The sequence below is a fragment of the Curtobacterium oceanosedimentum genome, assembly GCF_040545555.1.
GTDB lineage: Bacteria > Actinomycetota > Actinomycetes > Actinomycetales > Microbacteriaceae > Curtobacterium.
In genome coordinates, this window is record NZ_JBEPMD010000006.1 from 83,497 (window position 1) to 98,821 (window position 15,325).

At 71.8% G+C, this 15,325-nt stretch carries 12 protein-coding genes and 1 pseudogene; 9 read left to right on the forward strand and 4 right to left on the reverse strand.

The annotated features are described in order from the left end of the window. Positions 1 to 70 precede the first annotated feature (70 nt). The gene (locus ABIC52_RS08130; protein ID WP_126891843.1) at positions 71 to 1,627 is read right to left on the reverse strand and encodes a PTS mannitol transporter subunit IIBC; all 1,557 of its coding nucleotides are present in this window, start codon (positions 1,625 to 1,627) and stop codon (positions 71 to 73) included. 93 nt (positions 1,628 to 1,720) lie between these two features. Continuing rightward, a complete protein-coding gene (gene ptsP, locus ABIC52_RS08135; protein ID WP_126891844.1) occupies positions 1,721 to 3,376 on the reverse strand; it encodes a phosphoenolpyruvate--protein phosphotransferase in 1,656 nt (551 codons plus the stop codon). A gap of 257 nt (positions 3,377 to 3,633) precedes the next feature. On the opposite strand from ptsP, the gene ABIC52_RS08140 reads away from it, so the two are divergent. The 9 genes and pseudogenes from ABIC52_RS08140 (at position 3,634) to ABIC52_RS08180 (ending at position 13,050) form a co-directional block, all read left to right on the forward strand. Next, positions 3,634 to 4,404: a DeoR/GlpR family DNA-binding transcription regulator gene (locus ABIC52_RS08140; RefSeq protein ID WP_058728882.1), complete on the forward strand. Its 771-nt coding sequence runs from the start codon at positions 3,634 to 3,636 to the stop codon at positions 4,402 to 4,404. A 75-nt stretch (positions 4,405 to 4,479) separates the two neighbouring features. Further along, positions 4,480 to 4,752 carry an HPr family phosphocarrier protein gene (locus tag ABIC52_RS08145; RefSeq protein WP_066655121.1) on the forward strand — a complete coding sequence of 91 codons (273 nt, stop codon included), beginning with the start codon at positions 4,480 to 4,482 and terminating at the stop codon, positions 4,750 to 4,752. A 206-nt stretch (positions 4,753 to 4,958) separates the two neighbouring features. Beyond that, entirely contained in the window at positions 4,959 to 5,801 is an 843-nt protein-coding gene (locus tag ABIC52_RS08150) for an exodeoxyribonuclease III (RefSeq protein WP_126891845.1), read from the forward strand. A gap of 35 nt (positions 5,802 to 5,836) precedes the next feature. Further along, positions 5,837 to 6,847: a tryptophan--tRNA ligase gene (gene trpS, locus ABIC52_RS08155; RefSeq protein ID WP_354027072.1), complete on the forward strand. Its 1,011-nt coding sequence runs from the start codon at positions 5,837 to 5,839 to the stop codon at positions 6,845 to 6,847. An 11-nt stretch (positions 6,848 to 6,858) separates the two neighbouring features. Next, on the forward strand, positions 6,859 to 7,455 hold the full coding sequence (locus ABIC52_RS08160) for a GNAT family N-acetyltransferase (RefSeq protein WP_209678428.1): 597 nt from the start codon (positions 6,859 to 6,861) through the stop codon (positions 7,453 to 7,455). A 12-nt stretch (positions 7,456 to 7,467) separates the two neighbouring features. Beyond that, positions 7,468 to 8,595, forward strand: coding sequence for a bifunctional diaminohydroxyphosphoribosylaminopyrimidine deaminase/5-amino-6-(5-phosphoribosylamino)uracil reductase RibD (gene ribD, locus ABIC52_RS08165; protein WP_126891854.1), 1,128 nt, complete (start codon positions 7,468 to 7,470; stop codon positions 8,593 to 8,595). 11 nt (positions 8,596 to 8,606) lie between these two features. Further along, positions 8,607 to 9,248, forward strand: a pseudogene (gene ribA, locus ABIC52_RS08170) (GTP cyclohydrolase II); the annotation flags it as partial. Positions 9,249 to 9,481: 233 nt separating this feature from the next. Beyond that, the gene (locus ABIC52_RS08175) at positions 9,482 to 10,903 is read left to right on the forward strand and encodes an MFS transporter (protein WP_126891849.1); all 1,422 of its coding nucleotides are present in this window, start codon (positions 9,482 to 9,484) and stop codon (positions 10,901 to 10,903) included. Positions 10,904 to 11,184: 281 nt separating this feature from the next. Then, on the forward strand, positions 11,185 to 13,050 hold the full coding sequence (locus ABIC52_RS08180) for an ABC transporter ATP-binding protein (protein ID WP_126891850.1): 1,866 nt from the start codon (positions 11,185 to 11,187) through the stop codon (positions 13,048 to 13,050). Positions 13,051 to 13,102: 52 nt separating this feature from the next. On the opposite strand, the gene ABIC52_RS08185 is transcribed toward ABIC52_RS08180, so the two are convergent. Continuing rightward, positions 13,103 to 14,611: an NAD-dependent succinate-semialdehyde dehydrogenase gene (locus ABIC52_RS08185; RefSeq protein ID WP_435526073.1), complete on the reverse strand. Its 1,509-nt coding sequence runs from the start codon at positions 14,609 to 14,611 to the stop codon at positions 13,103 to 13,105. After that, positions 14,608 to 15,228, reverse strand: coding sequence for an isochorismatase family protein (locus tag ABIC52_RS08190; protein WP_354027073.1), 621 nt, complete (start codon positions 15,226 to 15,228; stop codon positions 14,608 to 14,610). The genes ABIC52_RS08185 and ABIC52_RS08190 overlap by 4 nt, the downstream gene beginning before the upstream one ends. Positions 15,229 to 15,325 lie beyond the last annotated feature (97 nt).

Below are 15,325 nucleotides of genomic sequence, written 5' to 3' on the forward strand. Positions count from 1 at the left end.
TTCTCCTTGCTGATCGAGGACGTGGTGGAGGGGGCGGACCGTGGTCCGCCCCCTCCGATACTGCACTTCGTTACTGGTTCTTGAGCTGGTCGACGACCTGGTCGTACTGCGGCGCGTTCATGAAGTTGCCGACCGACACGTGCTGCGCGTTCGGGTTCTTCTGCTTGGCGCGGTCCGTCAGCTCCTCCTGCGTGATGATCAGGTCCTCGGTGCCGTCGAGGTTCGCGATCGCCTTGTTGACGACCGTGACGCCCTCGATGCCCGCCTTCTTGACCTTGTTGCGCAGGACGCTGGCACCCATGGCGCTCGAGCCCATGCCAGCGTCGCAGGCGAACACGACGCTCTCGACGCGGGTGGCCGTCGCGGTGGACGCCGATCCGACACCACCGAGCGAGGCCTCGGCCTCCTCCTCGTTGGCCGGGGAGTTGTTGCCGAGCAGGCCCGAGGTCGCGGCGTTGACGTCGCGGCCCTTGTTGGCCTGGAGCTTCGCCATCGCGGCGCTCATGTCGCCGCCGCCGTTCGCCAGGTCACGCTTGCGGCTGGCGAGCAGGAAGAAGGACGCCACCGCGAACGAGACCGCTGCGGACAGGACGACCGACAGGATGACGCCGACGTAGCTGTCCTTCGCCGTGGCGGTGAGGACGGCGATGATCGACCCCGGCGAGGCCGGGGCGACGAGGCCGGACTGGAAGGCGACGTTGGTCGCGACCCCGGTCGCGCCACCGAGGATGACGGCGAGGAAGAGCACCGGCTTCTGCAGCACGTACGGGAAGTAGATCTCGTGGATGCCGCCGAAGAACTGGATGAGGATCGCGCCGGGAGCGGTCGAACGGGCGATGCCGACACCGAAGAAGGTGAAGGCGAGCAGGATGCCGAGACCGGGGCCGGGGTTCGCCTCGAGCAGGAACAGGATGCTCTTGCCGGACTCCTGGACCTGCTGCGCGCCGAGCTGGTCGAGCACGCCGTGGTTGATCGCGTTGTTGAGGAAGAAGACCTTGGCGGGCTCGATGATGACGCTCGCGAGCGGCAGGAGCGAGCTGTCGACGAGGAACTTCACCGCGGCTCCGAGGCCCTCGGCGATGAGCTTGAACAGCGGCGCCAGCCAGAAGAAGCCGACGAGCGCGAGCACGAAGCCGAGGATGCCGGCCGCGTAGTTGTTCACGAGCATCTCGAAGCCGGGCTTGATCTTGCCGTCCCAGATCTTGTCGATCTGCTTGATGAGCCAGGCGCCGAGCGGGCCGCAGATCATCGCGCCCAGGATCATGATCGTGCCGTTGGCGCCGATGATGACGCCCATCGCCATGATCGAGCCGACGACCGCGCCGCGGGTCTCGTAGATCATCCGGCCGCCCTGGAAGGCGATCGCGAGCGGGATGAGGTAGGTCAGGATCGGGCCGACGAGACCGATGTTGGCCACGCCGTCGGTCTCACCGAAGCCGCCGAGGACGCCCACGGGCGTCCAGCCGGTCTCGATGAAGAACGCGGTGATGAGGCCCCATGCGATGAAGATCGCGATGTTCGGCATCACCATGCCGGAGAGGAACGTGCCGAACTTCTGGACGGCGACGCGTGCGCCGCCCCGCGACTTCGCGGGTGCGTCGGGCGCTGCAACGGACGACGTTGTCATGTGCCTGGCTTTCTGTGATGGGTGCTGCTGCGGTGTGAAGGGGTACTGCGGTGGTGCGGGTACTGCGGTGCTGCGTGGGTGGAGCTGGTCGGGTCAGACGGCGTGCGCGGCAGCCGCGGCGGACCTGGCAGCCGCCGCGGTGCTCGCGGCGAGTGCCGCCGTCGCCATCTCGCGGGCCTGCTCGAGCGAGTGCTTGCCGAGTTCGGCGCGCACGTCGGCCAGGGCCGCGGGGGTCATGGACAGGGTGGTGGCGCCGAGGCCGACGAGCACGACGGCGAGCAGCGGGTCGGCTGCGGCCTCACCGCAGATGCCGACGGCCTTGCCCGCGTCGGCACCGGCCGCGCCGAGCTGTGCGACGAGGCGCAGCACGGCGGGGTGCCACGGGTCCTGGTAGGACGCGACGGTGCCGAGCATGCGGTCGGCGGCCATCGTGTACTGCGTCAGGTCGTTCGTGCCGATCGACACGAAGTCGGCGTTCGCGAAGACCTGCTCGGCCATGAGCGCGAGCGAGGGCACCTCGGCCATGACGCCGGCGGTGCGGATACCGAGCTCGCGTGCCAGGTCGACGAAGTACTCGGTCTCCTCGGCGTCGGCGACCATCGGGGCCATCACCCAGAGGTCGGCCTCGGTCGCGGCGTCGGCCTGTGCGAGGGCGGTGAGCTGGTCGCGGAGGACCTCCTCGTGGTTCCGCAGCGCACGCAGACCACGGCGGCCGAGCGCCGGGTTCTCCTCGTCCTTGTCGGTGAGGAACGGCAGGGGCTTGTCGGCGCCGGCGTCGAGCGCGCGGACGACGACCTTCTTGCCGGGGAACGCCTCGAGCAGCTGGCGGTACGACTCGGTCTGCTGCTCCACGGTCGGCGCCTTCGGCGAGTCGAGGAAGAGGAACTCGGTGCGGAAGAGCCCCACGCCCTCCGCACCGAGAGCAACGGCGCCCGCGGCGTCGGCGGGGCTGCCGAGGTTCGCGAGCAGCGGGACGGTGTGGCCGTCGGCGAGCGCACCGGCGGTGAGCGGTGCGGCGGCGGCGGCGAGGCGGTCCGCGATGCGCTGGTCGACCTCGGCCACGAGCTCCGCCGACGGGTCGGTGACGACGGTGCCGGCCGCGGCGTCGACGACGACGTGGGTGCCGTCGACCAGGTCGTCGGCGCCGGTGACGCCGACGATCGCGGTGATGCCCTTGGCGCGGGCGAGGATCGCGGTGTGCGAGGTCGGACCGCCGTCACGGGTGACGAGGGCGAGCACCTTGTCGAGGTCGAGGAGCGCGGTGTCGGCGGGCGCGAGGTCACGGGCGACGAGCACGAAGGGGGTGTCGGACTCGGGGACGCCCGGTGCGGAGACGCCGCGGAGCTTCGCGATGATGCGCTGCGCCACGTCGTCGAGGTCGGCTGCGCGCTCCCCCATGTAGCCACCCATGCCGACGAGCAGGTCGCGGAACTGGCCGAACGCCTCGAACACCGCGCGCTCGGCGTTGGTGCCGCCGTCGATCCGGGCGTGCACGTCGTCGAGGAGCGTCGGGTCCTGCGCCATGAGCGCCTGCGCCTCGAGCACGGCCTGGGCGTCGCCGCCGGCGAGCTGTCCGCGCTTGTTGAGGTCCTCGGCCACGGCGGCGAGCGCCTCGGCGACGGCGTGCTTCGCGTCGTCCGCGGTGCCGGCCAGCGCGTCCTTCGAGGGTTCGCCGAGCGGGTCCGCCATGCGGAGCACGGGGCCGTGGGCGACGCCGCGGCCGACGCCGGTGCCGAGCAGTTCGGACATTCGAGACTCCTTCATCTCCACGCGCTCACGGTGGGGGTGGTTCGTTCGGTGCGCAGCGACACGAACGGACCACGCCCGTGCGGCTTGGCAGCACACTACCCCGATCCGCGTTGACAAACAAACACATCCGGGGATAAAAATGCAGAAACAGATGCCCGTTTGCGTCTGGCGGACGAAGCAATCCGGAAGGATCCGGCGCTGATCTGCCCGAGCATGCCCGTTCTGTTCCGAGCAGGCCGACCGAGACGACGAGGTCCATGTACGCACCAGAGCGCCACCAGCGCATCGTCGAGCGCGCCCGGTCGCAGGGACGGGTCGACGTGAAGGACCTCGCCGAGCTGCTCGAGGTCACCCCGGAGACCATCCGCCGCGACCTGACGAGCCTCGAGCGCCGCGGTCTGGTCCGGCGGGCGCACGGCGGGGCGATCCCCGTCGAGCGCATCACGCTGCACCCGGGCGTCGGCGACCGCGGCGGGATCAACCAGGCGGAGAAGATGGTGATCGCCGAGGCCGCCCTCGCCGAGCTCCCGGAGAACGGCTCGGTGATGATCGACGCCGGCACCTCGACGATCTGCCTGGCCGAGATGCTCCCCACCGACCGCGGCCTCACCGTGGTCACGCACTCGCTGCCCGTCGCCATGGCGGTCGCGAACCGGTCGGGCATCGACCTGCACCTGCTCGGCGGCAACATCCGCAGCGACTCGCTCGCCGGCGTCGGCACGTGGACGCACCAGCTCATCGGCATGGTCAGCGTCGACGTCGCCTTCATCAGCATCAACGGCATCACGCCCGAGCGCGGGCTGACGACCCACAACATGGCCGAGGCCGCCGTGAAGAGCGCGATGATCAAGTCCGCTCGCCGGAGCATCCTGCTCGCCGACCACACGAAGTTCGGCCGCGAGGAGTTCGGCCGCGTCGCCCCCCTCGCCGCGATCGACACGATCATCACCGACCCCGGCGTGAACGCCGACCTCGTGCGCGAGGTCGAGGCCGCCGGCACCGAGGTCCTCTGGCCCGGTCGCGACTGACCGGCGCCGGTCCCCGGGACCGCCCACCACGTGCTCGCTAGCATGAGCGCACCACCCGTCGACAGGAGTCCATCGATGTCCGAAGCCACCCGCACCGTCACCGTCGCCAGCGCGTCCGGCCTGCACGCCCGCCCCGCCTCCCTCTTCGTCCAGACCGTCACCGCGTCCGGTCACCAGGTGACGATCGCCAAGGGCGACAAGTCCGGCAACGCGGGCAGCATCCTCGCGCTCCTCGGCCTGGGCATCGAGAACGGCGACGAGGTCACCCTCACGGTGACCGGTGACGACGCCGAGACGACGGCCGACAGCCTGGTCGAGTTCCTGCAGACGGACCACGACGCGGCCTGAGCAGGTCGGTCGCGCACGCGACAACACGACGGACGGGAGGCCCGTGGCTGCGCAGCCACGGGCCTCCCGTCCGTCCGTGCGCGCGGTCACGGCCGTCGTGGAGCAGAAGACGTCGCGTCGCCGGTCCGCACTCGACAGTTGCTGCTCCACCGACGCAGGAACGGCGGCGCGCGGGGCCGTCGGCGCGCCTCGGTAGGGTGGTCGGCATGACACGCCTGCGCCTCGCATCCGTCAACGTGAACGGCGTCCGCGCCGCCTTCCGCAAGGGCATGGGCGACTGGCTCGACACGCGCGACGTCGACGTGCTGGCCCTGCAGGAGGTCCGCGCCTCGAGCGACGACCTCGCCGGGCTGCTCGGCGACGAGTGGGACATCGTGCACGACCCGGCCACGGCGAAGGGCCGCGCGGGGGTCGCCATCGCCTCGCGGCACCGCGCGCACATCCACCGCGTCGAGCTCGGCCCGTCGGACTTCGACTCCGCCGGCCGCTGGATCGAGGCCGACTACGAGCTCGACGGCACCACGGTCACGGTCGTCTCCTGCTACGTGCACTCGGGCGAGGTCGACACCCCCAAGCAGGACGAGAAGTGGAAGTTCCTCGACGCGATGACCGAGCGACTGCCCGCCCTGCGCGCGCACAACCCGCTCGCGGTCGTCGTCGGCGACCTCAACGTCGGGCACGACCAGCGCGACATCAAGAACTGGAAGGGCAACGTCAAGCGCGCCGGCTTCCTGCCCCGCGAGCGCGCCTACTTCTCGCGGTTCTTCGGGGCCGAGGGCGAGCAGGTCGAGGGTGCCGACGGGTCCACGGGGCCGGGCCTCGGCTGGGTCGACGTCGGGCGCGAGCAGGCCGGCGACGTCGACGGGCCCTACACGTGGTGGTCGTGGCGCGGACAGGCCTTCGACAACGACTCGGGCTGGCGCATCGACTACCAGGTGGCCACCCCCGACCTCGCGGCGAAGGTCACGAGCTACACGGTCGACCGTGCTGCGGCCTACGACCAGCGGTGGTCCGACCACGCTCCTGTGGTCGTCGACTACGAACTCTGACCTCCTCCCACTCCACGCAGTACAGGAACACCTCCATGACGAAGACGCGCATCTTCTCGGGCATCCAGCCGTCGGCCGGGTCCCTCCACCTCGGCAACTACGTCGGGGCGCTCATGCAGTGGCGCGACCTGCAGGACGACCACGACGCCATCTACTGCGTGGTCGACATGCACGCGATCACCTCCCCGCAGGACCCGGCCGAGCTCCGCGCGAGCACCCGGGCGACCGCGGCGCAGTACATCGCCTCCGGCATCGACCCGACGAAGTCGACCCTCTTCGTGCAGTCGCACGTGCCGGCGCACGCCGAGCTGGCGTGGGTCCTCAACACGCTGACGGGCTTCGGCGAGGCGAGTCGGATGACCCAGTTCAAGGACAAGTCGGCGCGGCAGGGCACCGAGGCCGCGTCGGTCGGGCTCTTCACGTACCCGATCCTGATGGCCGCGGACATCCTGCTCTACGACACCGCCGTGGTGCCGGTCGGCGACGACCAGCGGCAGCACGTCGAGCTCACCCGCGACCTCGCGACCCGCTTCAACTCGCGCTTCGGCGACACCTTCGTGGTGCCGAAGGCGCAGATCGGCACCGAGACCGCGCGGATCTACGACCTGCAGGACCCGACCAGCAAGATGAGCAAGTCCGCCGCGTCGGACAACGGGCTGATCCGCCTGCTCGACGAGCCGAAGCGCACGGCGAAGAAGATCCGGTCGGCGGTCACCGACACCGAGCGCGAGATCCGGGCGGACCGCCAGGAGAAGCCCGGTGTGACGAACCTGCTCGCGATCCTGTCGGCGTTCACGCGGACCCCGGTGGCGTCGCTCGAGGAGCAGTTCGTCGGCAAGGGGTACGGCGACCTCAAGGGCGCCGTGGCCGACGCAGTCGTCGCCGAGCTCGAGCCGGTGCGCGCCCGCACGCTCGAACTGCTCGACGACCCGGCCGAGCTCGACCGCCTGCTCGCGGTCGGTGCCGAGCGCGCCGAGTCCATCGCGCAGGCGACCCTCGCCCGGGTGTACGACCACATCGGCTTCGTGCCCCGCTCGCGCGGCTGACGATGCTCCCCGTGACACTGTCGTCGGACCGGGTCCACCTGACGGTGCCGACACGGTCCGACACGGCGGCCGTCACGCAGGGCTGCCAGGACCCGGCAGTCGTGCGCTGGACCACGGTCCCGACGCCGTACACCGCCCGCGACGCCCAGACCTTCGTCGACGCCCTGGTCGGTCCGGGATGGGCGTCCGACCGCGAGTACACGTGGGGCATCCGGCGACCGGGGTCGACGTGGCTCGAGGGCGTGGTGTCGTTCCGCACCGAACACCGCGACCTCGGCTTCTGGCTCGCACCGACGGCCCGGGGCGAGGGGCTGATGCACGCGGCCGTCGAACTCGTCGTCGAGTGGGCGTTCTCCCAGGGGGCGCCCGACGTGTACTGGGAGTGCTACGAGGGCAACGTCGGCTCCGCCTCGGTGGCCCGTGCGACCGGCTTCTCGTTCACGGGCACCGGGACCGCCCGGATCCCCGACCGCGACGGCGGGCCCACGACCGCCTGGACCGGTCTCCGTCGCGCCGACGGCGTCCCGGCGTCCGACCTGCCCTGGCCGGCGGCGTCGTTCGCTGACAGGGGACAGCAGGGTGACACGTCACCGACGCCTCGTCGGTAGTGTCGGAGCGTGATGTCACCGTCCGACCCGCGCGCCCGCCCCGAGGAACTCCGGGCGATGCGTCGTGCGCTCGAACTCGCCGCGCGCGGACCCGTCGTCGGTGACCACGCGCGGGTCGGTGCCGTGCTGCTCTCCCCCGCCGGGGACGTCCTCGCCGAGGGCTGGCACAAGGGCGCCGGGACCCCGCACGCGGAGGTCGACGCGATGGCGAAGGTGCCCGCCGAACAGCTGCGGGGCGCCACGGCCGTCGTCACCCTCGAGCCGTGCAACCACGTCGGCCGTACCGGCCCCTGCGCACTCGCGCTGATCGAGGCCGGCGTCGGCCGGGTCGTCCACGCGGTCGACGACCCGGGCGAGCAGGCGGGCGGCGGTGCCGAACGCCTCCGTGCGGCCGGTGTCGACGTCGTCAGCGGCGTCCTGGAGGACGAGGCCGAGGCGTTCCTCGAGCGCTGGCTCCTGTCCGTCCGCACCGGGCGCCCGTGGGTGACCGTCAAGTGGGCCGCCAGCCTGGACGGTCGCGCCGCCGCTGCGGACGGCACGAGCAAGTGGATCACCGGCGCCGCCGCGCGACAGCACGTGCACGAGCAGCGGGCCGCACACGACGCGATCCTGGTCGGCACCGGCACCGTGCTCGCCGACGACCCGAGCCTCACCGCGCGCGGCGACGCCGGCGAACTGCTCGCCGACCAGCCGCTCCCCGTCGTCGTCGGCGACCGACCGGTACCCGACGACGCCGCCGTCCGACGCCACCCCCGAGGCCTGGTGGCCCTGCCGGGACACGACCTGGCAGCCTCGCTGCGCACCCTGCGCGACCACGGGGTGCACAGCGTCCTCGTCGAGGGCGGCCCCACCGTCGCCTCCGCACTGATCGCCGCCGGCCTCGTCGACGAGCTGCTCGTGTACCTCGCGCCCGTGCTGCTCGGTGGCCCGCGCGTCGCGATCGGGGACGTCGGCGTGGGAAGCATCGGCGACCGCCACCCGTTGGACATCACATCGACCACCAGCCTGGGACCCGACCTCCTGGTCCGCGCTCGACCCCACCGCGCCCGGACCGGCACCGCCCGGCCCGGCGACGCGACGTCGACGGCCGCCACGACCGGGACCCCCGACCAGGCACAGAACGACCGGAGCTCCCCATGACCGACGCCCTCACCTCCCCCACCCCGGGCAGCCCGGTGCAGTTCGAGGTCGCGACCACCGTCCCGACCACCCACGGCACGTTCGAGATGCGCGCCTACCGCGACCTCGTCACGAGCGCCGAGCACGTCGCGATCATCGCCGCACTGCCGGACGGATCAGCTCCCGGCGACGACGCCCTCGTGCGCGTGCACTCGGAGTGCCTGACCGGCGAGGCGTTCGGGTCGTTGAAGTGCGAGTGCGGTCCGCAGCTCGACGCCGCGCTCGACACCATCGCCACCGAGGGCGGTGTCGTCGTCTACCTCCGCGGGCAGGAAGGACGCGGCATCGGCCTGATCAACAAGCTCAAGGCCTACCGCCTGCAGGAGGACGGCCTCGACACGCTCGACGCGAACCTCGCGCTCGGGCTGCCGGCGGACTCGCGCGAGTACGGCGGAGCCGCCGGCATCCTCGCCGACCTCGGCATCTCGCGCGTGCGCCTGCTGTCGAACAACCCCGAGAAGCGGCGGCAGCTCGAGGAGCACGGCATCGAGGTCTCCTCGCTCGTCCCGCTCGTCGTGGGCGTCGTCGCGCAGAACGCCGGGTACCTCGACACCAAGCGGGACCGGATGGGGCACCAGCTGCCCGCGCACCTCGAGGCCGGCGCGGCCAACTGACCAACCCGGCCAGCTGACCGACGCTCCGCGACGCGCGGACGCGGCCACGGTCCTCCCGGCCGATTTCCAGCTGCGCGACGGGTGTCGTAAGGTGAGGGTCCCGTCACGAGCGGTCCCACCACCCACCGAACGCACCCGGTCCGAGCACGCGCCACCAAGCGCGACCGACCGGTGTCCGCAGCTTCGGCACACCGCCGCGCTCCCCCTGAGCGCTCCCCTCGGAGTCCCCGTACATGACCGCCGCCCCGGCACCCGCCGCCACGACCGACACGAAGCCCACCGGCAACCCGCGCTCCCGCGTGATCATCGCCAGCCTCGTCGGGACCTCGATCGAGTTCTACGACTTCTACGTCTACGCGACCGCTGCCGTCCTCGTCTTCCCGACCCTGTTCTTCCCGAACGAGGACCCGACGGCCTCGCAGCTGTCGTCCTTCGTCACGTTCGCCCTGGCGTTCTTCGCCCGTCCCGTGGGGTCGATCGTCTTCGGCCACTTCGGCGACCGCGTCGGCCGCAAGGCCACCCTCGTCGCCTCGCTGCTCGTGATGGGGACGGCGACGTTCCTGATCGGGTGCCTGCCGACCTTCGCGTCGATCGGCATCTGGGCGCCGGTCCTGCTCGCCGTGATGCGCTTCGCCCAGGGCGTCGGCCTCGGTGGCGAGTGGTCCGGCGCGGCGCTGCTCGCGACCGAGAACGCCCCGAAGGGCAAGCGTGGCGTGTTCGGGTCGATGCCGCAGCTCGGCGCCCCGATCGGCTTCCTGCTCGCGAACGGCCTGTTCATCGCGATCAACGCCGCGATGCCCGCCGGTGCGGACGGCACCCCGAACGCCGACTTCCAGGCGTGGGGCTGGCGCATCCCGTTCCTGCTCTCGGCCGTGCTCGTGATCGTCGGCCTGTACGTCCGGTTCAAGCTCGTCGAGTCGACGGTGTTCCGCGGCGTGCAGGAGTCCGGCTCGGTCGCCAAGGTGCCGCTCGGTCGCGTGTTCCGCACCTCGTGGAAGGCCCTGATCATCGGGACCTTCGGCATGGTCGCCACCTACGTGCTCTTCTACTTCATGACGACGTTCACGCTGTCCTACGGCACCACCGCGGCCGAGGCCGGCCCGCTCGTGCCGAAGGTCGGCCTGGGCTACAGCCGCGGCGAGTTCCTCACCCTGCTCATGATCGGTGTGGTGTTCTTCGGCATCTTCACGCCGATCGCCGGGTGGCTCGCCGACAAGTACGGCCGTCGTCGCACGCTCATCCCCACCACGATCGGCATCGCCCTGTTCGGCCTGACGTTCCAGGTCTGGTTCGCGGCGTCGACCGGACCGATCACCGTCGTGACCTTCCTGATCGTGGGGCTGTCGCTGATGGGCCTGACGTTCGGGCCGATGGGCGCGCTGCTGCCCGAGCTCTTCCCGACCAACGTCCGCTACACCGGGTCCGCGATCGCGTACAACGTGGCGTCGATCCTCGGGGCGTCGCTCGCGCCGACGATCGCCCTGGCGCTGTGGCAGCCGGACGGCACGATCGTGTGGGTCGGGCTCTACCTGACGCTCGCCGCCGTCGTGACCGTGGTCGCGCTGTTCTTCGTCCGCGAGACGAAGGGTGCCGGGCTCGACGAGGCCGACGCGGCCGGCTCGCCGGACGCGGCCCCGGCAGACCTGCGGGCATGACCGGCGGGTCCTGACGCGACCACCCGACGGACGGGAGGCGCGGTGCCGGTCCGGCGCCGCGCCTCCCGTCCGTCGTGTGCGGGGCGGTGTGGGCGCGCTCGCGTGTGTCGGCGCGTCGTGCCGCTGCGGAACGACATGCCCGCTGTCGCACGACGACGCGGGTGTCGTACGACAGCGGGCCGCACCACGCACCGCTCCCACGCACCCCGCTCCCACGGGACGGTGCGAAGATGGACGACGGCCGCCAGCACACCCCGCACGGGCGGCAGGAACCAGGAACGATGAGCCTCTTCTCCGCACGCCGCAAGCCGTCCGAGGGACCCCGCGCGAGCTTCGGTCGCCTGCTGACCTACCTGTTCGAGAACAAGCCCGCGATGGCCGTGATCATCGTGCTGAGCGTCCTCGGAGCCGGCGCCTCGCTCGCGCAGCCGCTGCTCGTGAACCAGGTCGTCACCGCCGTGCAGCGCGGCCAGACGCTCTCGATCCTGGTGTGGGCGCTCGTCGCCCTCGTGCTCGTGTCCGGTGTGCTCAACGGCGTGCAGCACTTCCTGCTCCAGCGCGCCGGCGAGGGCGTGGTGCTCTCCACCCGCCGCAAGCTCATCGCCCGCATCCTGAACCTGCCGATCTCGGAGTTCGACACCCGCCGCACCGGCGACCTGGTGTCCCGCGTCGGCAGCGACACCACGCTGCTGCGCGCGGTGCTCACGCAGGGGTTGATCGAGTCGATCGGCGGCGCGCTCACCTTCGTCGGCGCGATCGTCGCGATGGCCGTCATCGACCCCCTGCTGCTCGGCATCACCGTCGTCATCGTGCTCGTCGCGATCGTCGTCGTCGGTGGGCTCAGCCGACGCATCCGCATCGCGTCGAAGCGTGCGCAGGAGAAGGTCGGCGACCTGACCGCCGCGGTCGAGCGGGGCATCGGCGCCGTCCGGACCATCCGTGCCGCCGGGGCCACCGACCGCGAGGTCGCCGAGGTCGACGGCCACGCGACCGAGGCCTACCGCCGCGGCCTCGACATCGCGAAGATGTCCGCGTTCGTCGTCCCCGTCGCGAGCATCGTGATGCAGGTCGCGTTCATCGCCGTGCTCGGCGTCGGCGGGGCGCAGGTCGCCGCCGGGCAGATCACCATCGCCACGCTCATCACCTTCATCCTGCTGCTCTTCATGATGGTCATGCCGCTCGGTCAGGCCCTCGGCGCGGCCGTCGCCGTCGCCCAGGCGCTCGGTGCCCTCGGCCGGATCGAGGAGATCCTGCACCTGCCGACCGAGGACCAGGACGACGCGGCCGTCCGGGTCGCCGCGGCGACCGAGAGCGACGACGCGATCGCCTTCGAGCACGTCACGTTCCGCTACGCGCGGGCCGCGGATGCGTCCGGCGCGGACGGTGCGGCGGGTGCGCCGGCTCCGTCTGCTCCGTCTGCTCGGTCTGGAGGCGCGGCGGACGCCGACGACACTGGCCCGGCCGACGACGTGGTGCTGGACGACGTGTCGTTCCGTGTGCCCCGCGGCTCGCGTGTCGCACTGGTCGGCCCCTCCGGCGCCGGCAAGTCCACGACCCTCGCGCTCATCGAGCGCTTCTACGACCCGACCTCGGGCGTGATCCGGCTCGGCGGCGTCGACGTCCGCGGGCTCGACCGCGCCGAGCTCCGTGCGCAGATCGGGTACGTCGAGCAGGACGCTCCCGTGCTGGCCGGCACCATCCGGGCGAACCTGCTGCTCGGCTCCCCCGACGCGTCCGAGGCCGAGTGCGTCCGCGTGCTCGAGGCCGTGAACCTGGGCGACGTGCTGCACCGTGACCCGCGCGGGCTCGACGCCCAGGTCGGCGAGGACGGCGTCATGCTCTCCGGTGGTGAACGGCAGCGGCTGGCGATCGCCCGGGCACTGCTCGCCGCTCCCCCGATCCTGCTGCTCGACGAGTCGACCTCGTCGCTCGACGGGGTGAACGAGCAGAAGATGCGCCTGGCGATCGACGCCGTCGCGGCGGACCGCACGCTGCTCGTCATCGCGCACCGGCTGTCCACGGTCGTCGACTCGGACGTCATCGTCGTGCTCGAGCACGGTCGGGTCGTCGGCACGGGCACGCACTCCGAGCTCGTGCAGTCCACCCCGCTCTACCGCGACCTGGCGAAGCACCAGCTGCTGGTCTGACGTCGATCCCGCGCACGTCCGTCGCGTCGATCCCGCGGGTCGTGCGGAGGGGTCAGGCGGCGAAGGGGTCCGGGGTCAGGACGTAGACCGACTCCAGGTACTCCTCGAGGCCCTCGTGCGAGCCCTCGCGACCGAGCCCCGAGGACTTCACCCCGCCGAAGGGGAACGCCGCGTTCGACACGACGCCCGTGTTCAGGCCGAGCATGCCGGTCTCCAGGCGCTCGGCGAGCCGCTGCCCCCGGCGGAAGTCCGTCGTGAACGCGTACGCGACCAGCCCGTACTCGGTGTCGTTCGCGAGGCGGATGCCCTCCTCCTCGGTCACGAAGCGCGTGATCGACACGACCGGGCCGAAGATCTCGGTGGTGAGGATGTCCGACCCCGGCCGGACCTCGTCGAGCACCGTGGGCGCGTAGAAGGTGCCCGGGCGGTCGATCCGTTCCCCACCGGTCACGAGTCGAGCACCCCGCTGCACGGCGTCGTCGACGAGTCCGGCGGCCTTGTCCACGGCACGGTCGTCGATGAGCGGGCCGATGGTGGTGCCGTCCTCGGTGCCGCGGCCGATGCGCAGTTCCTCGACCTTCGCGGTGAGGGCCGCGGTGAAGGCCTCTGCGATGCCCTCCTGCACGAAGAAGCGGTTCGCGGCGGTGCAGGCCTCGCCGACGTTGCGGAACTTGGCCTGCATCGCCGCGGCGACGGCCTCGTCGAGGTCGGCGTCGTCGAAGACGAGGAGCGGTGCGTTGCCGCCGAGCTCCATGCTCGTCTTGAGCACGTTGTCGGCGGCCTGCTTGAGCAGCGCCGACCCGACCGGGGTCGAGCCCGTGAAGGTGAGCTTGCGCAGGCGGCGGTCGGCGATGATCGGCTCGGACAGCACCTTCGCGTCACGGGAGGGGACCACGTTGAGCACCCCGTCGGGCAGGCCGGCTCGACGGAACAGCTCGACCAGGAACAGCGTCGTCAGCGGGGTCAGGTCGGCCGGCTTCAGCACGACCGTGCAGCCCGCGGCGAGCGCCGGACCGATCTTGCGGGTCGCCATCGCGAGCGGGAAGTTCCAGGGCGTGATCGCGTAGACCGGGCCGACCGGGCGCCGGAGCACGATGCCGCGACCGGTGCCCTCCGGGTTCGTGCGGTAGTCACCCGAGATGCGGACGGCCTCCTCCGAGAACCACCGCAGGAACTCGCCGCCGTAGGCGACCTCGCCGCGGGACTCCGCGAGCGGCTTGCCCATCTCGAGCGTCATCAGGGCCGCGAGGTCGTCCTCGTGCTCGTGCACCAGGTCGAACGCCCGGCGCAGGACGTCCGAGCGCGTGCGCGGTGCCGTCGCCGCCCACCCCTCCTGCGCTGCCACGGCGGCGTCGAGCGCGGCGATGCCGTCCTCGGGTGTGGCGTCGGCGACCTCGGCGAGGACCTCGCCCGTGCTCGGGTCGCGGACGGGGAAGGTCGCGCCGCCGCTCGCGGGACGCCATGCGCCACCGATGAACAGCCCGGTGGGGACGTCGGCGACGGAGACGTGCTCGTCGGCGACGGTGGTGGTCGGGCCGGTGGTCGTTCGGGTGGTGGTCACAGTACTGCTCCTCCGGGGTTCGCGAGCCCCTCGTCCATGTCGCTGTGGTCGACGTGCCCGCCGACCGCGCTGATCTCGTCCAGGGCGTGTGCGCTGCGCTCCGCGTCCACACCGGCCACGAGGTCGTCGTAGACGGCGACGTCGTACCCGGCGGCCCGCGCGTCGAGCGCCGTGGCGCGCACGCAGTGGTCGGTGGCGATCCCGACGATGTCGACCGTCGTCACCCGACGCTCCGCGAGCAGGCCCGGCAGCGCGGTGCCGTCGTCGGTGCTCGCCTGGAAGGCCGAGTAGTCCGGACGCCCCCGACCCTTGTACACGTGCACGTCGATCACGCTCGCGTCGAGGTCCGGGTGGTACTCCGCGCCCGGGGTACCGGCGACGCAGTGCACCGGCCACGTGTCGACGAAGTCCGGCCCCTCGGGACCGGCGAAGTGTCCGCCGTTGTCGTCGTCGCCGTGGTGCCAGTCACGCGATCCGACGATGAGGTCGTACTCGTCCCCGTGGCGGCCGGTGAAGGCGCTGATCCGCTTCGCGAGGGCTGCGCCACCGGTCACACCGAGCGCACCGCCCTCCGTGAAGTCGTTCTGGACGTCGACGACGAGCAGTGCCCTGGCCATGCGTCCATCCTGCACCTCGCGCCTCCGGACGCGGTGAGGCGCGACCCGCGCTCCGGGCGGCGCGCGCACGGCACGGCGGGGCCGGTGTCAGGACACC